The 17,626-nt window shown below is 65.8% G+C and carries 18 protein-coding genes; 4 read left to right on the top strand and 14 right to left on the bottom strand.

What is annotated here, in order from left to right:
* Positions 1–5: 5 nt before the first annotated feature.
* From ureC to urtA, 9 genes are all read right to left on the bottom strand, one after another.
* On the bottom strand, positions 6–1,712 hold the full coding sequence (gene ureC / locus BSIN_RS15800) for an urease subunit alpha (protein WP_059519967.1): 1,707 nt from the start codon (positions 1,710–1,712) through the stop codon (positions 6–8).
* A gap of 74 nt (positions 1,713–1,786) precedes the next feature.
* Entirely contained in the window at positions 1,787–2,092 is a 306-nt protein-coding gene (locus BSIN_RS15795; protein ID WP_059519966.1) for an urease subunit beta, read from the bottom strand.
* 7 nt (positions 2,093–2,099) lie between these two features.
* Positions 2,100–2,402, bottom strand: a complete 303-nt coding sequence (gene ureA / locus BSIN_RS15790; RefSeq protein ID WP_059519965.1) for an urease subunit gamma — start codon at positions 2,400–2,402, stop codon at positions 2,100–2,102.
* Positions 2,403–2,626: 224 nt separating this feature from the next.
* The gene (locus tag BSIN_RS15785) at positions 2,627–3,499 is read right to left on the bottom strand and encodes an urease accessory protein UreD (protein WP_089341208.1); all 873 of its coding nucleotides are present in this window, start codon (positions 3,497–3,499) and stop codon (positions 2,627–2,629) included.
* A 158-nt stretch (positions 3,500–3,657) separates the two neighbouring features.
* Positions 3,658–4,350, bottom strand: a complete 693-nt coding sequence (gene urtE, locus BSIN_RS15780) for an urea ABC transporter ATP-binding subunit UrtE (RefSeq protein WP_089341207.1) — start codon at positions 4,348–4,350, stop codon at positions 3,658–3,660.
* A gap of 4 nt (positions 4,351–4,354) precedes the next feature.
* Complete coding sequence (gene urtD, locus BSIN_RS15775) at positions 4,355–5,221, bottom strand: urea ABC transporter ATP-binding protein UrtD (RefSeq protein ID WP_369828190.1); 867 nt, start codon at positions 5,219–5,221, stop codon at positions 4,355–4,357.
* The gene (gene urtC, locus BSIN_RS15770) at positions 5,218–6,438 is read right to left on the bottom strand and encodes an urea ABC transporter permease subunit UrtC (protein ID WP_143757470.1); all 1,221 of its coding nucleotides are present in this window, start codon (positions 6,436–6,438) and stop codon (positions 5,218–5,220) included. The genes urtD and urtC overlap by 4 nt, the downstream gene beginning before the upstream one ends.
* Positions 6,439–6,442: 4 nt before the next feature.
* A complete protein-coding gene (gene urtB / locus BSIN_RS15765; RefSeq protein ID WP_089341284.1) occupies positions 6,443–8,089 on the bottom strand; it encodes an urea ABC transporter permease subunit UrtB in 1,647 nt (548 codons plus the stop codon).
* A 112-nt stretch (positions 8,090–8,201) separates the two neighbouring features.
* Positions 8,202–9,509 carry an urea ABC transporter substrate-binding protein gene (urtA, locus tag BSIN_RS15760; protein WP_089341205.1) on the bottom strand — a complete coding sequence of 436 codons (1,308 nt, stop codon included), beginning with the start codon at positions 9,507–9,509 and terminating at the stop codon, positions 8,202–8,204.
* Positions 9,510–9,867: 358 nt separating this feature from the next.
* Here urtA and aptA point away from each other — a divergent pair, with 358 nt between their 5' ends.
* Entirely contained in the window at positions 9,868–11,196 is a 1,329-nt protein-coding gene (gene aptA / locus BSIN_RS15750) for an omega-aminotransferase AptA (RefSeq protein ID WP_089341203.1), read from the top strand.
* A 132-nt stretch (positions 11,197–11,328) separates the two neighbouring features.
* Here aptA and BSIN_RS15745 read toward each other — a convergent pair whose 3' ends face one another.
* The 4 genes from BSIN_RS15745 to hemN form a co-directional block, all read right to left on the bottom strand.
* Positions 11,329–11,652, bottom strand: coding sequence for a rhodanese-like domain-containing protein (locus BSIN_RS15745; RefSeq protein ID WP_089341202.1), 324 nt, complete (start codon positions 11,650–11,652; stop codon positions 11,329–11,331).
* A gap of 14 nt (positions 11,653–11,666) precedes the next feature.
* Positions 11,667–12,320 carry a protein-L-isoaspartate O-methyltransferase family protein gene (locus tag BSIN_RS15740; RefSeq protein WP_069235155.1) on the bottom strand — a complete coding sequence of 218 codons (654 nt, stop codon included), beginning with the start codon at positions 12,318–12,320 and terminating at the stop codon, positions 11,667–11,669.
* A gap of 98 nt (positions 12,321–12,418) precedes the next feature.
* Positions 12,419–12,676 carry a hypothetical protein gene (locus tag BSIN_RS15735; RefSeq protein WP_059519958.1) on the bottom strand — a complete coding sequence of 86 codons (258 nt, stop codon included), beginning with the start codon at positions 12,674–12,676 and terminating at the stop codon, positions 12,419–12,421.
* A 95-nt stretch (positions 12,677–12,771) separates the two neighbouring features.
* Positions 12,772–14,166, bottom strand: a complete 1,395-nt coding sequence (hemN, locus tag BSIN_RS15730; protein ID WP_089341201.1) for an oxygen-independent coproporphyrinogen III oxidase — start codon at positions 14,164–14,166, stop codon at positions 12,772–12,774.
* Between the two features lie 168 nt (positions 14,167–14,334).
* Here hemN and BSIN_RS15725 point away from each other — a divergent pair, with 168 nt between their 5' ends.
* The 3 genes from BSIN_RS15725 (at position 14,335) to BSIN_RS15715 (ending at position 16,157) form a co-directional block, all read left to right on the top strand.
* Positions 14,335–14,676, top strand: a complete 342-nt coding sequence (locus BSIN_RS15725) for a YkgJ family cysteine cluster protein (RefSeq protein WP_089341200.1) — start codon at positions 14,335–14,337, stop codon at positions 14,674–14,676.
* Positions 14,673–15,254, top strand: coding sequence for a DUF1439 domain-containing protein (locus BSIN_RS15720; protein ID WP_089341199.1), 582 nt, complete (start codon positions 14,673–14,675; stop codon positions 15,252–15,254). Before BSIN_RS15725 ends, BSIN_RS15720 begins: the two co-directional genes overlap by 4 nt.
* Before the next feature lie 75 nt (positions 15,255–15,329).
* Complete coding sequence (locus tag BSIN_RS15715; RefSeq protein WP_089341198.1) at positions 15,330–16,157, top strand: undecaprenyl-diphosphate phosphatase; 828 nt, start codon at positions 15,330–15,332, stop codon at positions 16,155–16,157.
* A 4-nt stretch (positions 16,158–16,161) separates the two neighbouring features.
* Here the strand turns inward: BSIN_RS15715 and trmB are convergent, their stop codons facing one another.
* Positions 16,162–16,941 (bottom strand): tRNA (guanosine(46)-N7)-methyltransferase TrmB, encoded by a 780-nt coding sequence (trmB, locus tag BSIN_RS15710; RefSeq protein ID WP_089341197.1) that lies wholly within the window; start codon positions 16,939–16,941, stop codon positions 16,162–16,164.
* Positions 16,942–17,626: the final 685 nt, after the last annotated feature.

Genomic DNA, 17,626 nt, shown 5'->3' with positions numbered 1-17,626 from the left:
AGGACTCAAAACAGGAAATAGCGCTGCGCCATCGGCAGCACGTGAGCCGGCTCGCAGGTCAGCAGCGTGCCGTCGGCGACGACGTCGTAGGTTTCGGGGTCGACGCTGATCGCCGGCTGCCATGCGTTGTGGATCATGTCGCGCTTGGTTACCGTGCGGCAGCCGCGCACCGGCACGAGCCGCTTCGCGAGTCCGTAGCGTTCGGCGATGCCTGCATCGAGCGACAGCTGCGACACGAACGTGAGCGACGTGCGCGCGAGCGCGCCGCCGCGCGTGGCGAACATGTCGCGGTAGTGGACGGGCTGCGGCGTCGGGATCGACGCGTTCGGATCGCCCATTTGCGCGAGCGCGATCATGCCGCCCTTGATGATCATCGCGGGCTTCACGCCAAAGAACGCGGGCTCCCAGAGCACCAGATCGGCCCACTTGCCGGGTTCGATCGAGCCGACTTCGTGCGCGATGCCGTGCGTGAGCGCCGGGTTGATCGTGTATTTCGCGACATAGCGCTTCGCACGGAAGTTGTCGTGGCGCGGGTTGTCCTCGGGCAGCGCGCCGCGTTGCACCTTCATCTTGTGAGCGGTCTGCCAGGTGCGCACGATCACTTCGCCCACGCGGCCCATCGCCTGCGAATCGGACGATAGCATCGACAGCGCGCCGAGATCGTGCAGGATATCTTCGGCCGCGATCGTCTCGCGGCGGATGCGCGATTCGGCAAATGCGAGATCCTCGGCGATCGACGGATCGAGGTGATGGCAGACCATCAGCATGTCGAGGTGCTCGTCGAGCGTGTTGATCGTGTACGGGCGCGTCGGATTCGTTGACGACGGCAGCACGTTGGGCTCGCCGCACGCCTTGAGGATATCGGGCGCGTGGCCGCCGCCCGCGCCTTCGGTGTGGTACGTATGGATCGTGCGGCCCTTGAACGCGGCGAGCGTTGCCTCGACGAAGCCGGCTTCGTTCAGCGTGTCGGTATGGATCGCGACTTGCGTGTCGGTGTCGTCGGCAACCGTGAGGCAGTTGTCGATTGCGGCGGGCGTCGAGCCCCAGTCTTCGTGCAGCTTCAGGCCGATTGCGCCGGCTTCGATCTGCTCGATGAGCGGCTGCGGCAGGCTCACGTTGCCCTTGCCGAGAAAACCGAGATTGACCGGCCAGCCGTCGGCCGCCTGCAACATGCGTTCGAGATGCCACGGGCCGGGCGTGCAGGTGGTCGCGTTGGTGCCCGTTGCCGGACCCGTGCCGCCGCCGATCAGCGTCGTCACGCCCGAGGCGAGCGCTTCGTCGATTTGCTGCGGGCTGATGAAGTGGATGTGCGTGTCGATGCCGCCCGCGGTCACGATCAATCCTTCGCCCGCGATGATCTCGGTGGCCGCGCCGATCGCGATCGTCACGCCGGGCTGGATGTCCGGATTGCCGGCCTTGCCGATCGCGGCGATGCGGCCGTGCTTGATCGCGATATCGGCTTTCACGATGCCCCAGTGATCGACGATCACCGCGTTCGTAATCACGGTGTCGGCAACGTCGGCCGCCACGAGCTGCGATTGGCCCATCCCGTCGCGGATCACCTTGCCGCCGCCGAACTTCACTTCGTCGCCGTAGACCGTGTAGTCGCGCTCGATTTCGATCAGCAGATCGGTGTCCGCGAGGCGGATGCGGTCGCCCGTGGTCGGCCCGTACATTTCCGCATACGCGCGGCGGCTCAAGCGTAATGTCATGTTGCGGATCCTTGCGTTGCTTGGATGTTCCGGAAAGGAGGGGCCGCGCGTCGCATTCGGCGCGGCCACGGCGTTCAGAGCGGCCCCATCACCTTGCCCTGGAAGCCGTAGACCGCACGCGCGCCCGCGAGCGCGACGAGTTCGACCGTGCGCGCCTGGCCCGGCTCGAAGCGCACCGCGGTGCCGGCGGCAATGTTCAGCCGGAAGCCGCGCGCGGCCTCGCGATCGAACGACAGCGCGTCGTTGGCTTCGTGGAAGTGATAGTGCGAGCCGACCTGCACGGGACGGTCGCCCGTGTTCGCCACGACCAGCGCGATCGTTTGACGGCCCGCATTCAGTTCGTGCTCGCCGTCGTCGGTGAGGATTTCGCCGGGGATCATCGCAGGCTCACGCAATCGGATGGTGGACGGTGACGAGCTTCGTGCCGTCGGGAAAGGTCGCCTCGACCTGGATATCGGGAATCATTTCCGGCACGCCTTCCATCACGTCGTCGCGCGTGAGCAGGGTGGTGCCGTAGTGCATCACCTCGGCGACGGTCTTGCCGTCGCGCGCCGCTTCCATCAGCGCGGCGGTGATGAACGCGACCGTCTCGGGATAGTTGAGCTTGAGGCCGCGCGCGCGGCGACGTTCGGCGACGAGCGCCGCCGTGAAAATCAGCAGCTTGTCTTTCTCTCGGGGAGTCAGTTTCATGAAAGAAACATTTTGGAAAACGTAATATCTGGATGGTGAATTTGGCGCTCACCGCGCGGTTATCGTAGCACCGCAACTGGGTAAGCACACGAGCAGGCGCGCAGGTAAGCCAGCAAGGCGTGTGCCATGCGATTTTCGGGCGGTGCGATGCCGCAAACCGGTGCGCCGCGCACCGTCATGGGGTATTTCGCCGAAAGGCGTGTGTCAGAATCGTGCGGCGCGCATCAGGTTTGCCAAAGCCGCAACGGCATCGCATCGACGCCGTGTACGAGCGGCCGCAGCGCGAGCCATTGTTCGATGAACAGACGCTGCAGCGCCTCCATCGAATGCGCGAGCGCGCGGATCAGCATCGTGCCGGGCGCCACACAGGTGACGCCCACGCGCAATGTGTCGTCGAACGGCAGCGTGGGGGCGATCGTCTCGGCGAGTGCGTCAGTGCAAGCCGCGCCTAACGCCCATAGCGTGCCGTAGACACAGAAGCCGTCGAGCCCTTGAGGCGCGGTGCGCAGCGGATCGGCCGCATCGAGGTGTGCACGCTCGATCCATTGCGGCTTCCCGGCTGGCCCGATGAGCGTCGAGATCGACGCGATGCGGCCTGCCGCCCAAGTTTCCCCCGCCGCCTGACGGCCGAGCTGCGTCGCATCCCAGCCGAGCGCACTCGCGCCGGCGCCGAGCGTCAGCGCGAAATCGAGCGACGCGTGCGCGGCGTCGAAGAACAGGTTGTTTTGCGGCAGCCAATCGAGCTTTGCGTGTGCGCCGACCTCGATTGCGATCCGTTGCCGCGCATCGAGGCCGTTCGACTTGTACCACTTGGTCGCACCGGGCGTGGTTAGCACCGCATGCGTGCCGGGCGCGAGCCGAACGTCGATGTCGAGCGTGTCGCCGCCGGCAATGCCGCCGGGTGGATGGACGATTACCGCATGACAGATCGCGTCGCCTTCCGGGTAGAGCGCGCGCTGAACGCGCAGCGGACCCGCATGCCGCCGATGGACGAGCGCCGTGCGCGCGCCATGCAGTTCGAAGCCGAGTTCGAGACGGGCGTGCCACGCCTTGGCGGCGGGGCGGGCGAGCGTGGCATGAGGTTCGTGGGCGGACATCGTCAGGCGCGGAAAAGGCGGGCGCACTCATGCTACAGGATATCGGCCGCACTGCGCGAGCGCATCGGCGAGTGCGTTCGGCCGCACTGTCCGGCCGTGCGGGGGTGCCCCGGTCCGGTTGCTTCGCCGCACGCCGGAAAACCGCTTGAACAATCGGCTCAAACCGCGATCATCTCCCGCACGCGATGCGCGTCCATCTCGCTGCCCGCGCCGCCCGCGACGATCTCGCCGCGGCTCATCACCCAGTAGCGATCGGCAATCGAGCGCGCGAAATCGTAGTACTGCTCGACGAGCAGCACCGTCATCCGCGTTTCGTCGACGAGCTGCCTGAGTGTGCGGCCGATGTCCTGAATGATCGACGGCTGGATGCCTTCGGTCGGCTCGTCGAGGATCAGCAGTTGCGGCTCGCTCATCAGCGCGCGGCCGATCGCAAGCTGCTGCTGCTGACCGCCGGACAGATCGCCGCCGCGCCGCGCACGCATATCCTTCAGGACCGGAAACAAATCGTAGATTCGGTCCGGCACCTTGGACGGCGCTTGGCGGCTTGCCGCGCCGACGAGCAGATTTTCCTCGACCGTCAGCCGCGCAAAGATGTCGCGGCCTTGCGGCACATACGCCAAGCCCGCGGCAACGCGCGCATACGGCGGCAGCGGGCCGAGCGGTTTGCCGCCCCATGCAATGGCGCCGCTTTTCGCGGCGACGACGCCCATCACACAGCGCAACAGCGTCGTTTTGCCGACGCCGTTGCGCCCGAGCAGCACGGTCAGCTTGCCGTCGTCGGCGGTGAGGCTCACGTTGCGCAGGATATGGCTGCCGCCGTAGTACTGATTCAGTGATTCGATCGTCAGCATCGCATCATCGTCCGAGATAAGACTCGATCACCGCTTCGTCGCGCTTGACCTGATCGAGCGTGCCTTGCGCGAGCACCGCGCCTTCGGCCATCACCGTCACGCGGCCGGTATCGCCCGCGAGCGCCGCGACGAACTCCATGTCGTGCTCGACGACCATCATCGAGCAACTGCCGCGCAGCGTGTTCAACAGCTCGGCGAGCATCATCGTTTCGTGGTCGGTCATGCCGGCCGCCGGTTCGTCGAGCAGCAGCAGCGCGGGGCGCTGCATCAGCAGCATGCCGATTTCGAGCCGCTGCTTCTGCCCGTGCGACAGCTCGCCCGCGAGCCGGTACGCGCTGTCCTCGAGCTGGATCAGCGCGAGCGTTTCCTCGATGCGTGCCTGCGCCGCGCGCTCGAGCCGCGCGCGCAGCGACGCGAACCAGCGCTTGTCGGCCTGCATTGCGAGTTCGAGGTTCTCCCATACCGGATGCTGCTCGAAGACGGTCGGCTTCTGGAACTTGCGGCCGATACCCGCGCGCGCGATCTGCGGTTCGTTCATCCGGGTCAGATCGAGTGTCTGGCCGAGGAATGCGCAGCCCGAGTCGGGACGCGTCTTGCCGGTGATCACGTCCATCATCGTCGTCTTGCCCGCGCCGTTCGGACCGATCACGCAGCGCAGCTCGCCCGCGTCGATCGCAAGCGAGAGCTTTTTCAACGCGCGAAAGCCGTCGAAGCTGACTTCGATGTCTTCGAGATACAGGATCGTGCCGTGCGAGGTATCGATCGCGCCCGGCTCGACGACATGCGACAGCGCCGCGGTGCCGCTGACGGCGCTCGGGCCGGAGTCGTCCGCCTGCTTGGCGCGGCGCGGCCGGATCATGTGCGGGCTCATCGGCTCGCTCCTTTGCGCGCGAGCGCCGCGCTCGCGCCCATGATCCCGCGCGGCAGCACGAGCGGCACGAGCACGAAAATAAGGCCCAGGAAGAACAGCCAATATTCGGCGAAGTAAGCGGTAAACAGGCTCTTCGCGCCGTTGACCGCGAATGCGCCGATGATCGGACCGATCAGCGTGCCGCGCCCGCCGACGGCCACCCAGATCGCCATCTCGATCGAATTGCTGGGCGACATCTCGCTTGGATTGATGATGCCGACCTGCGGCACGTAGAGCGCGCCCGCGATCGCGCACAGCACGGCCGATACGGTCCACACGAACAGCTTGTACGCAAGCGGGCTGTAGCCGACGAACATCAGCCGCGTCTCGCCGTCGCGGATCGCGGTGACGACGCGTCCGAGCTTGCTCACGACGATCGCGCGCGCGGCGATGAACGACGCGGCGAGCGCCGCGAACGTGAGCAGGAACAGCGCGGTGCGTGTTCCGGGCGACGTGATCGCGAAGCCGGCGATCCGTTTGAAATCGGTGAAACCGTTGTTGCCGCCGAAGCCGGTTTCGTTGCGATAGAACAGCAGCATCGCAGCGAATGTCAGCGCTTGCGTGATGATCGACAGATACACGCCCTTGACGCGCGAGCGGAACGTGAAGAAGCCGAACACCCAAGCGAGGGCGGCCGGCACCAGCACGACGAGCGCGAGCGCATACGCGAGGTGCCCGGTGCCTTGCCAGTACCACGGCAGCGCATGCCAGTCGAGAAACACCATGAAATCGGGCAGATCGCTGCCGTATTTGCCGTCGCGGCCGATCTCGCGCATCAGGTACATGCCGATCGCGTAGCCGCCGAGCGCGAAGAACAAGCCGTGCCCGAGGCTCAGGATGCCGCAGTAACCCCAGACGAGATCGAGCGCGAGCGCCGCGATCGCGTAGCACATCAGCTTGCCGCCGAGCGTCATTGCGTAGGATGACAGATGAAATGCGCTCGATTCAGGCACGACGAGCGCGGCGAGCGGCACGCCGATGCCGACCGCCACGCACAGCGCGACGAGCGCGAGCCACGCGCGTCGCGGCAGCAGCGCGGCGCGCGGCGGCAGATCGAGTGTGAAGCGCGGCGCGCTCGGCGGCGTGATCGGCCCGGCAGCCGGTTCGGCGTGGGCTTGCCCACTCGATCGCGGGGCGCTTGCCGCGGCCGTGGAAAACGATTGAGTCGTCGAATTCATGTCGTCACGCCTCCGCGCTTCGGCCTTTCGGCGCAAACATGCCCTGCGGGCGTTTCTGGATGAACAGCACGATCATTGCGAGCACCGCGATCTTCGCGAGCACCGCGCCCCAGAACGGCTCGATGGCCTTGCCGACGAGCCCGAGGCCGAAGCCGCCAAGCACGGTGCCCGCGATCTGGCCGACGCCGCCGAGCACGACCGCCATGAACGAATCGATGATGTAGCTCTGGCCAAGATCCGGGCCAACATTGCCGATCTGCGACAGCGCGCAGCCGCCCAGGCCCGCGATGCCTGCGCCGAACGCGAATGCTTGGGAATCGACACGCGCGGTTTTCACGCCCACGCACGCGGCCATCTGGCGGTTTTGCGTGACCGCGCGCATGAACAGCCCGAGCCGCGTCTTCGTCAGCACGGCCCATGCGATGCCGACGACGATGAGCGAGAACGCGAGAATCGCGAGCCGGTTGTAAGGCAGGATCAGGTTCTGCATGACCGCGACGCCGCCGCTCATCCATGCCGGATTGGTCACCTGAACGTTTTGCGCGCCGAAGATCGTCCGCGTCGCTTGGATCAGGATGAGGCTCACGCCGAACGTCGCGAGCAGCGTTTCGAGCGGGCGGCCATACAGATGCCGCAGCACGAGCCGCTCGAGCGCGATGCCCACCGCGGCAGCCGCGACGAACGACGCGGGAATCGCAATCAGCGGATACCAGTCGAACGCACCCGGCAGATAGTGTTGCACGAGCGTTTGCACGACGTAGGTTGCATAGGCGCCGATCATCAGAAATTCGCCATGCGCCATGTTGATCACGCCGATCAGGCCGTAGGTGATCGCGAGTCCGAGCGCCGCAAGCAGCAGCACGCTGCCGAGCGAAAGCCCCGCGAACAGCGTGCCCGCGATTTCGCCGCGGCGCTGGATCGCATACAGTGCGTCGAGGCCCTGCTGCGCGGCGGCGCGCACCTGCGCGTCCGGCTCCGCATCGCTTGCGTCGGCGCGCTTGGCGACGAGCGGGCGCAATTGCTCGATCATGTCGAGATCGTTGCGCGCGGCGACGAGCCGTACCGCTTCGAGGCGTCGCGCCGGGTCCGCGTCGTGCAGCGCGGCGATCGCCCACAATGTGTCGAGGCGGCGCTTGAGCGCCGGATCGGTCTCTTTCGCGCGCGCCGCGTCGATCATCGGCTTGACCGACGCGTCGGGATTCTTCAACAGCGCATCGATCGCGTTGCGCCGCGTGGCGACGTCTGGCGATGCCAGATCGATACCCGACAGCGCATTCGCGATCTTCGTGCGCAGCAGATTGTTGAGCGTCACCGGTTGCGCGTCGCCTGCGGGCGTGCCCGCTTGCGTGAGCAAGTCGCGGGTGCTGCCGTCGCCGGCCTGAATCAGCAGGCGGCCCGCGTCGGTGGTCAGCGCATTGCCGTCGGCGAGCGCGTGCAGCAGCGCGACGGCGGCGGGACTGCCGTCGGCGGCGAGATGATCGATCGCGGCGAGCTTCGCGTCGAAGTCGTCGCTGGCGAGCGCGGTGACGTCGGCATTCGCGAGCGCGAACGCCGCGCAAGGCGCGGCGAGCACGAGCGCGCCGCAGACGGCGAACGCCGCGGCGGTGCGCACGGCAAAGGTGCGCACCGCGCGGCTTAAGGGCGTGAGCATCAGCCTGTCCTCATGAATGAAAAGAAAATCCGCCGTGCGGCCGTGCGCCCTGGCGCGGCGGCGCGCGCAAAGCGTCCGCATGTAGCTACGGACGCGCCGCCCGCGAAGTACGTCACGCGAGCGCCGCCGCACGCCGCCGCAGCAATGCCGGAATCGAGCCGATCACGTCGGGCTTGCCCTGATTGCCGGCGATGTACGGGCTCCAAGGCTGCGCGCGGATCGCCGTCTTGGTCTTCCAGACGACGTTGAACTGACCATCGCCGCGAATCTCGCCGATCATCACCGGCTTGTGCAGATGATGGTTGCCGTCCATCGTCAGCGTGAAGCCCGACGGCGCGGCGACCGATTGCCCGATCATCGCGGCGCGCACCTTGTCGACATCGGCGCTCTTGGCTTTCTCGACCGCCTGCTTCCACATGTGAATGCCGACGAAGGTCGCCTCCATCGGATCGTTGGTCACGCGCTTCGCGCCACCGGGCAGGTTCTGCGATTGCGCCCACGCGGCGAACTGGTCCTTGAACTTCGCGTTCGCCGGCCCCTTGACCGACATGAAGTAATTCCACGCGGCGAGATGGCCGACGAGCGGCTTCGTATCGATCCCGCGCAGCTCCTCTTCTCCGACCGAAAACGCGACGACGGGAACCTCGGCCGCCTTGATCCCCTGATTGCCGAGTTCCTTGTAGAACGGCACGTTCGAATCGCCGTTGATCGTCGAGATCACGGTGGTCTTGCCGCCTTGCGCGAAGGTCTTGATGTTCGCGACGATCGTTTGATAATCGCTGTGGCCGAACGGTGTGTAGACCTCCTGAATATCGGCATCCTTCACGCCCTTCGATTTCAGGAAGGCGCGCAGGATCTTGTTGGTCGTGCGCGGGTAGACGTAATCGGTGCCGAGCAGGAAGAAACGTTTCGCACCGCCGCCTTCGGCGCTCATCATGTATTCGACGGCGGGAATCGCCTGCTGATTCGGCGCGGCGCCGGTATAGAATACGTTGCGCGACATTTCCTCGCCTTCGTACTGCACCGGGTAGTAGAGCAGGCCGTTCAGCTCCTCGAACACCGGCAGCACCGATTTGCGCGACACCGACGTCCAGCAGCCGAACACGCACGCGACTTTGTCCTGCGTGAGCAACTGCCGCGCCTTTTCGGCGAACAGCGGCCAGTTCGACGCGGGATCGACGACGACCGGCTGGAGCGGCCGCCCGAGCACGCCGCCGTTTTTATTGATGTCGGCGATCGTCATCAGTGCGGTGTCTTTCAGCGAAGTCTCGGAGATGGCCATCGTGCCTGACAGCGAATGCAGGATACCCACCTTGATCGGGCCTCTGCCCGCGTCCGCCGCGCGCGCGAACGGGCTGCGACCCGTGAGGGCGAGCGCGCCTGCCATCGACCCGAACTTCAAAAGACTGCGACGTTTCATCGAGTTCCCCTTGCCGGTTGGAGTGGTGTGGACGCACGCTCGCGAGCGCGCGGCGCGTCCGATTACGCAAGGCATGTGCCAGATCGGCCCGGCGTGCGTGCGTGCCCGTCGGCGGGGCTTGGTCGCGTGCGGCGGTGCGTGTGCGCACGTACGCGGGCGCGGCATGGTCCGAAGCGGTGCAGCGCGGCGCGCGCGCGTGCTGCATGGTTGTGCACCGGGCGGGGCGTGCTTACACTCTCGACGTGCCTGCCCAATCGTTTTTGCCGTGCGTGGCTGCGACCGGCTTGCCGGGCGCGCGATCCGCTCGCGCGGCGCGGCCACGTGCCCATCATTCGAACGATTCTCCAAGGAGCCTTTGATGATCGAGCCTGTTTCGCAGACCCCCGATCTTTCCGCATTCTGGATGCCGTTCACCGCGAACCGGCAGTTCAAGGCGGCACCGCGTCTTTTGGTCTCGGCCAAGGGGATGTATTACACGTCGCACGACGGCCGCCGGATTCTCGACGGCACGGCCGGCCTCTGGTGCGTGAACGCGGGTCACGGTCGCGACGAGATCGTCGCCGCGGTGCAGGCGCAGGCCGCTCAGATGGATTTCGCACCGACGTTTCAGATGGGCCATCCGAAGGCGTTCGAAGCCGCCGCGCGGATCGCGCGCCACACGCCGGGCGACCTGAAACACATTTTCTTCACCAACTCGGGCTCGGAAGCGGTGGATACCGCGCTCAAGATCGCGCTCGCGTATCACCGTGCACGCGGCGAAGCCCAACGCACGCGTTTCATCGGCCGCGAACGCGGCTATCACGGCGTCGGCTTCGGCGGAATCTCGGTCGGCGGGATCGCGCCGAATCGCAAAGCCTATAGCGGCGCGCTGCTGCCGTCGATCGATCATCTGCCGCATACGCTGAATCTGAACGAGGCTGCGTTCTCGAAAGGGCAGCCCGCCTGGGGCGCGCATCTCGCCGACGAGCTTGAGCGGCTCGTCGCGCTGCACGACGCGTCGACGATCGCCGCGGTGATCGTCGAGCCGGTCGCGGGCTCGACAGGCGTGCTGATTCCGCCGCAAGGCTATCTCGAACGGTTGCGCGCGCTGTGCGACAAGCACGGCATCCTGTTGATCTTCGACGAGGTGATCACCGGCTGGGGGCGGCTCGGCGCGCCGTTCGCGTCACAGTTTTTCGGCGTCACGCCCGATCTGCTGACGATGGCCAAGGGCACCAACAACGCGGCGGTGCCGATGGGGGCGGTCGCCGCGAGCGGCGCTATCCACGACGCGATCGTGGACGGCGCGCCCGCCGGGATCGAGTTGTTCCACGGCTACACGTATTCGGGACATCCGCTCGCGGCCGCGGCCGCCGTCGCGACGATCGATCTGTACGAGCGCGAGGGGCTGCTCACGCGCGCCGCGCAGGTCGCACCGGTGTTCGAGCGCGAGATCCACAAGCTGAAGGATGCGCGCCACGTGATCGACGTGCGCAATCTCGGCCTCGTCGGCGGCGTCGAACTCAAGCCGCGCGACGGCGCGCCCGGCGCACGCGCTTACGAGGTCTTCGTCAAATGCTTTCAGAAGGGTGCGATGGTGCGCTACACGGGCGACATCCTCGCGTTCTCGCCGCCGCTGATCGTCGACGAGGCGCAACTTGTCGAACTGTTCGCGATCGTCGCCGAAGCATTGAAGGAAACGCAGTAGTGCGGCGTGCGCGGCAAGCGTTGCATATCGGAGGCGGCGCCCGTCGCACTTGGATCACTCGCGCGGCTCGATCCGCGTGGCCCGGGCGTGCGTTGCTTCGGTCATCGCCGCGTGCCGCTTCGGCTCAGCCGCTCAGTAGCGCGGCACCGACGGATCGACGTCGCGCGACCACGCGTCGATGCCGCCTTGCAGGTTGTAGAGTTTCGTGAAGCCGCGCGATTCGAGAAACATCGCGACCTGCGCGCTGCGCATGCCGTGATGGCAGACGCAGACGATCTCGGCATCGTCGTCGAGTTCTTCGCTGCGAGCGGGAATCTGCTGCATCGGAATCGACACGCTGCCGTCGATCTTCGCTGTTGCGACTTCCCACGGCTCGCGCACGTCGAGCACGATGGGCGCCGCGCGCGACGTGTCGCGCAGCCATTCGGCGAGCGCGGAGGCGGTGAGGATCTGCATCGTCGGTCGCCGGCTCAGAACTTGAAGCGCGACGGCTCGATCGCGTTGACGAGGTGATCGACGTAGGTTTCGAACACGTCGGCGACGCGGTACTGCTTGTCGTCGATTCGCGTGACGATTTGCGCCTTCATCACCGGCCGGCCGCCGACGAAGGCGGCCAGACGGCCGCCGACCTTCAGTTGCTCGAGCAGTTCCTGCGCAATCGCGGGCAGCCCGCCCGACACGCAGATCACGTCATACGGCGCCTTCGCGGGCCAGCCGCGCGAGCCGTCGCCCGTGGCGACCTCGGCATTCGTCACGCCGTTGTTCTTCAGATTGTCCTCGGCGAACTTGGCGAGCGCCGGGTCGATCTCGACCGTCGTCACGAACTGGCCGCGCGCAGCGAGCAGCGCCGCCATGTAGCCGGAGCCCGCGCCGATTTCGAGCACGTTCTCGTGCTTCTTCACCGCAAGCTCTTGCAGGATACGCGCTTCGACGCGCGGAAACAGCATCTTTTGGCCGCCGGGCAGCGGCAGTTCGACGTCGGCGAACGCCAGGTCGCGGTACGCGGCCTGCACGAAGTTCTCACGCTTGACGACCGACAACAGGCTCAAGACGTCCTGGTCCAGCACATCCCAGGGGCGGATCTGCTGTTCGATCATGTTGAAACGTGCTTTTTCGATATTCATCATGGGGTCATGCAGCCTGAACGGCCGTGGGCGGGGGACGAAAAACGGTGGAATTGTACCAAACGGGGGCGAGATCTTGCCGCGAACCGCTTGCGGCCCTAGCGTTTGCTGTTCTTGATCTGCGCCTCGAATGCGAGATCGAGCTTGCTGGCTTTGCGCGGCTTTTTCGGGCCGAACTCGTCGACGAAGGCGACGAAAGCGTCGAGCGGCAACGGCGCGCAGAGCTTCTCGGCCGCGCCGCCCGAGCGGTCGACCAGATAAAACAGGCCCCCGGGCATGCCGACGGCCGCGTACTGCGGGTTGCCGCTGCGGGTTTTCAGGCGTTCGACCGCGCGGGTCGCTTGCGTCGTGCGCATCGTGCGTCGGAAACGGAAAGTGCGGGAAAACCGTCACTTTATCAATAACGGCGGCCGAATGCGCGCGGCGCCGGCCTCTATTCGGCCACATCAGGTCAGACGGTTTTCGAATAGTGCGCGTCGTGCGCACCCGCCAGGTACGCGTCGAACGCCATCGCGACGTTACGTACATACAGCCGCCCCGGCGGATGAATCGTCAGACGATCGCTTTCGATCGATAGCAGGCCGTCGCGCTCGAAGCCGCGCAGTGCGTCGAGTTCGTGCGCGAACTTGTGTGCAAAGCGGATGCCGTATGCGGCGTCGAACGGCGCGTATCGCAGCACCAGATTGCACATCAGATGCGTGATCACGTCGCGCCGCAGCCGGTCCTCGGCCGTGAGCCGGATGCCGCGGGCGATCGGCACGCGCCGTCGCGCGAGCGCCGCGCCGTAGCCCGGCAGATCCTTCGCGTTCTGCACATAGACGTCGCCGACCTTGCCGATCGACGACATGCCGACGCCGATCAGATCCGTATCCGCGCGCGTGCTGTAACCCTGGAAATTGCGCTGTAGCGTGCCGTCGCGCTGCGCGCGCACCAGCTCGTCGCCCGGACGCGCGAAGTGGTCCATGCCGATGTAGACGTAGCCCGCCTGCGTCAGCCGCTCGATGGCAGTGCCGAGGAGTGCGAGCCGCGTCGCCGGCGGGGGCAGCGCGGCGGCATCGATCTGGCGCTGCATCTTGAACAGGCGCGGCAGATGCGCGTAGCCGAACACCGACAGCCGGTCCGGCGCAAGTTCGACGATCGCATCGAGCGTGCGCGCGAAGCCCGATACGCTTTGATGCGGCAGCCCGTAGATCAGATCGACGCTGACCGACTGGTACGCCATCGCGCGGGCCGCGCGGATCAGCTCGGCCGTCATCTCGAGCGGCTGCACGCGATTGATCGCGCGCTGCACGGCGGGGTCGATGTCCTGCACGCCGAGACTCACGCGATTGAAGCCGAGCGTGCGCAGATGCGCAAGCGTCGCGCTCGACGCGGTGCGCGGGTCGATCTCGATCGAGAATTCGCCCGCGTGATCCGGCGCGAGCGTGAAGCGTCCGCGAATCGCCGCCATCAATTCGGCCGTCTCGCCGTCCGACAGGAAGGTAGGCGTGCCGCCGCCCCAGTGCAACTGCGTGACGGTGCGCGCGGGATCGAAGAGCGCCGCCTGCAGCGCGATCTCCTGCTTCAATTGATCGAGATACGGCCGTGCGCGCTTGCGGTTGCCGGTCGCGATCTTGTTGCAGCCGCAGTAGAAGCACGCGGTCGCGCAAAACGGGATGTGAAAATAAAGCGACAGATCGCTCGCCGACGCGCCAGGGTCCGCGGCCGCGCGCACGTAGTCGGCGGGATCGAAATCGTCTCGAAATTGCGGCGCGGTGGGGTAGGACGTATAGCGAGGGCCGTTCGCCGAATATTTGGCGAGCAGGTCGGGGCGCAACAGCGCTTCGGTCGGGTTCGGCGGCGTCATGGGGAAGGCTCGGCTCGTGCTCTCTGACGTCAGCCAGTATATAAAGCGGCGATTTCATCGAATTGTGTAATAACGTCGCAGCTGCCGATGGCACAATACCGCTTTGCGTGAGCGCGCCTGTAACCGGCGTGCTCGATTGTCGTCGATGTTTTTCGGATACCTGATGCAATGATGGGCGAAGTTGCCGAGCGTTCGGACCAGATAACCGCGCATGCGTGCCGGCAAGGCTGCGGCGCGTGTTGTATCGCGCCGTCGATTTCGAGCCCGATTCCCGGCATGCCTGCCGGCAAGCCGGCAGGCATGCGCTGCGCGCAATTGCTCGACGGCGAGCGCTGCGCGATCTTCGGCCGTCCGGAGCGGCCCGCGTGCTGCTCGGGCTTGCAGCCGAGCGACGAGATGTGCGGCGCATCGCGCGCCGACGCGCTTGCGTGGCTCATCCGGCTCGAAGCGGCAACGCAGCCTGCCGCGCCGCCGCCGGGCCGTTTGCGTCAGCAGGAGAGTCAAGCATGATCCACACGAGCGCGCCGGGCCGGCGCAGCTTTCTGATCGCCGTGTGTGCGGCCGCGGGCGCTGCTGTGTCGCTGGCCGCGTGCGCGTCGACGTTTCCGTTTGTTCCGGACCACTACACGTTTTCGCAAAGTGACGTGCAAAGAGCGGTCGCCCGCAAGTTTCCGTATCAGAAGACGGTTGCGCAGGTGGTCGACGTCGCGCTGGCGAATCCGGTCGTCGGGTTGCAACCCGAGCGGAACCGGGTCGCGGTCAAGCTCGATGCGCGTTTCGCGAGTCCGTTCCTGCGCGAGCCGGTCAGCGGCACGTTCACGGTGTCCGGCCAGCTCGCCTATGACCCGCCCAGCCGTTCGGTCGTGCTGAAGGCGCCCGCCGTCGACAGCGTGAACGTCGACGGCGACGCGCAAGCCTATGCGCAGCAGATCAGCGCGGCGGCAGGGTTGCTTGCCACCCGCGCGCTGACCGATTACCCAATCTATACGTTCAAGCCGGAGCAATTGCAATTTGCCGGTGTCAATTACGAACCCGGTACAATCACAATCCTTACAAACGGCATACGTGTGGCGATCGTCGAAAAGTGACATCGCGCCGCGCGCGGCCGACGTGGCCGCGGCGGTGCAGTGGCCCCGTCCCGCACACTACGAGAGAGGTCACGAATGGATTGGGTACTGATTGTCAAGGCGCTGGTGCTGGGCATCGTCGAAGGGTTGACGGAGTTTCTGCCGGTATCGAGCACGGGGCATTTGATCGTCGCGGGCAGCTTTCTGCATTTCCATGCGGAGTATGCGAAAACGTTCGACGTCGTGATTCAGTTCGGCGCGATTCTCGCCGTTTGCTGGGAATACCGGCGCAGGATCGCGAACGTCGTGACCGGATTGCCGACTCAGCCTTTGGCGCGGCGTTTCGCGTTGAATGTCGTGATTGCGACCGTGCCCGCGGTCGCGCTCGCGCTGCTGTTCGAGAAGACCATCAAATCGGTATTGTTCGCGCCGGTGCCGGTCGCGGTTGCGCTGATCGCGGGCGGCGCGGTGATCCTCTGGGTCGAGGGACGGCGCGACCGCGCGGCGCCCGCACGCGTGCAATCGGTCGATGCGCTGACGCCGCTCGATGCGCTCAAGGTCGGCCTCGCGCAATGTGTCGCGCTGATACCGGGCATGTCGCGTTCCGGTTCGACGATCATCGGCGGCATGCTGTTCGGGCTCGAGCGGCGCGTCGCGACCGAATTCTCGTTTTTTCTCGCGATTCCGGTGATCTTCGGCGCGACGCTTTACGAAACCGTCAAGGATTGGCGTGCGTTCGACGCCGATTTGCTCGGCCTGTTCGGCATCGGCCTGATTGCGGCGTTCGTCAGCGCGTTCGCGTGCGTGCGCTGGCTGCTGCGCTACGTTGCGTCGCACGATTTCACGCCGTTCGCGTGGTATCGGATCGTGTTCGGGCTGTTCGTGCTGCTCGTCGGATACAGCGGCTGGATCGACTGGGCGTGAACGCTCAGCGCCCGCGCTTTTTGAACACCAGATCCCATACGCCGTGCCCCAGCCGCAGGCCGCGGCGCTCGAACTTCGTCACCGGACGATAGTCGGGGCGCGGCGCGTAGCCGTCGGCGGTGTTGTCGAGCGAGGGGTCGGCGCTCAGCACGTCGAGCATCTGTTCCGCATAGTTTTGCCAATCGGTCGCGCAATGCAGGTACGCGCCCGGCTTGAGACGCGTCGCGAGCCGCGCGACGAACGGCGGCTGGATCAGCCGGCGTTTGTGATGGCGCGCCTTGTGCCACGGGTCCGGGAAAAAGATGTGAACGCCGTCGAGGCTTTCGGGCGCGATCATCTGCTCCAGTACTTCTACCGCGTCGTGCTGAACGATGCGGATGTTCGCGAGCTGCTGCTCGCCGATCAGCTTCAGCAGTGCGCCGACGCCGGGCTCGTGCACTTCGACGCCGATGAAATCTTCATTAGCGCGCAGCCTGGCGATTTCCGCCGTCGACGCACCCATCCCGAAACCGATTTCGAGCACGCGCGGTGCGCGGCGGCCGAAGATCGCGTCCCAGTCCGGCTGCGCATTCGCATACGGGACGACGAAGCGCGGACCTAGTTCGTCGAGCGCGCGGCGCTGGCCGGTCGATACGCGGCCGGCGCGCGTGACGAAGCTGCGGATGCGGCGCAGACGCAGCGGGTTGTCGGCATCGGCGGCGGGCGTGGCCGCTGCGGCGTCGGGGGCGATATCGTTGGCGTCGTCGTGCGGCGTGCCGGGAGGGATCGGGTCGTCGTGAATCATCGTAGCGGTGAAAGCGAAGCGCGCAGCCGGGCCGGTCTGCGCCGGAGTTCGGAAATACAAAAAAGCCGCCTTCGACGAGGCGGCTTCGCGATGCCACGGCTGCGAACGGATCGCGCTCAGGGCTGGAAAAGCAGAGCGGGCGAGGGGAACCGAACCTAACCCCCGGCTCTTCGATTTAAAACCGTTCTACAGGAACGGGCCTATCTGTATGGACTACGTTCTGGGCTGAATTATCGCACATGCGCAGCCGTGAGGTTGCGCGGGCGTTCAGCGGGGGACGACGGTTGCTTGGAGTACGAACGTAACGGGTAACGATACGTTGGGCCTGGTACTACATTGAATATCGCCATCGGCGAGGTACTGGGCAAAACTGCGCTATGTCACACCGGCGCCCAGTTGGCCGTGTTCCTCATCGAGGTGAGATCGGCACTGCTCGTTAGAAAGGGGATTCACGTTAATTGCGACAACGTGAGCAGCCACGAGACCGACGCAGTTCAAGTTTTCTGCTAGGCCTCGCGAGGGTCTCGGTACGTTCCACTCCCACGTATATTCGTCACGGCTCAATCAGGTCGAGAATTGGTTCGCCTGCATCCAGCGAACCTGTCCGCATTTTTGTGGGCGAGGCGGTTGAACGGCACGTTATCCGCGCGCCTGCATAAATCGCTCTCCGAACAGGATAGCAAAC

It is taken from the genome of Burkholderia singularis (assembly GCF_900176645.1).
GTDB lineage: Bacteria > Pseudomonadota > Gammaproteobacteria > Burkholderiales > Burkholderiaceae > Burkholderia > Burkholderia singularis.
The sequence above is the reverse complement of the archived record's forward strand: the minus strand, read 5'-3'. Positions and strand labels throughout refer to the sequence as shown.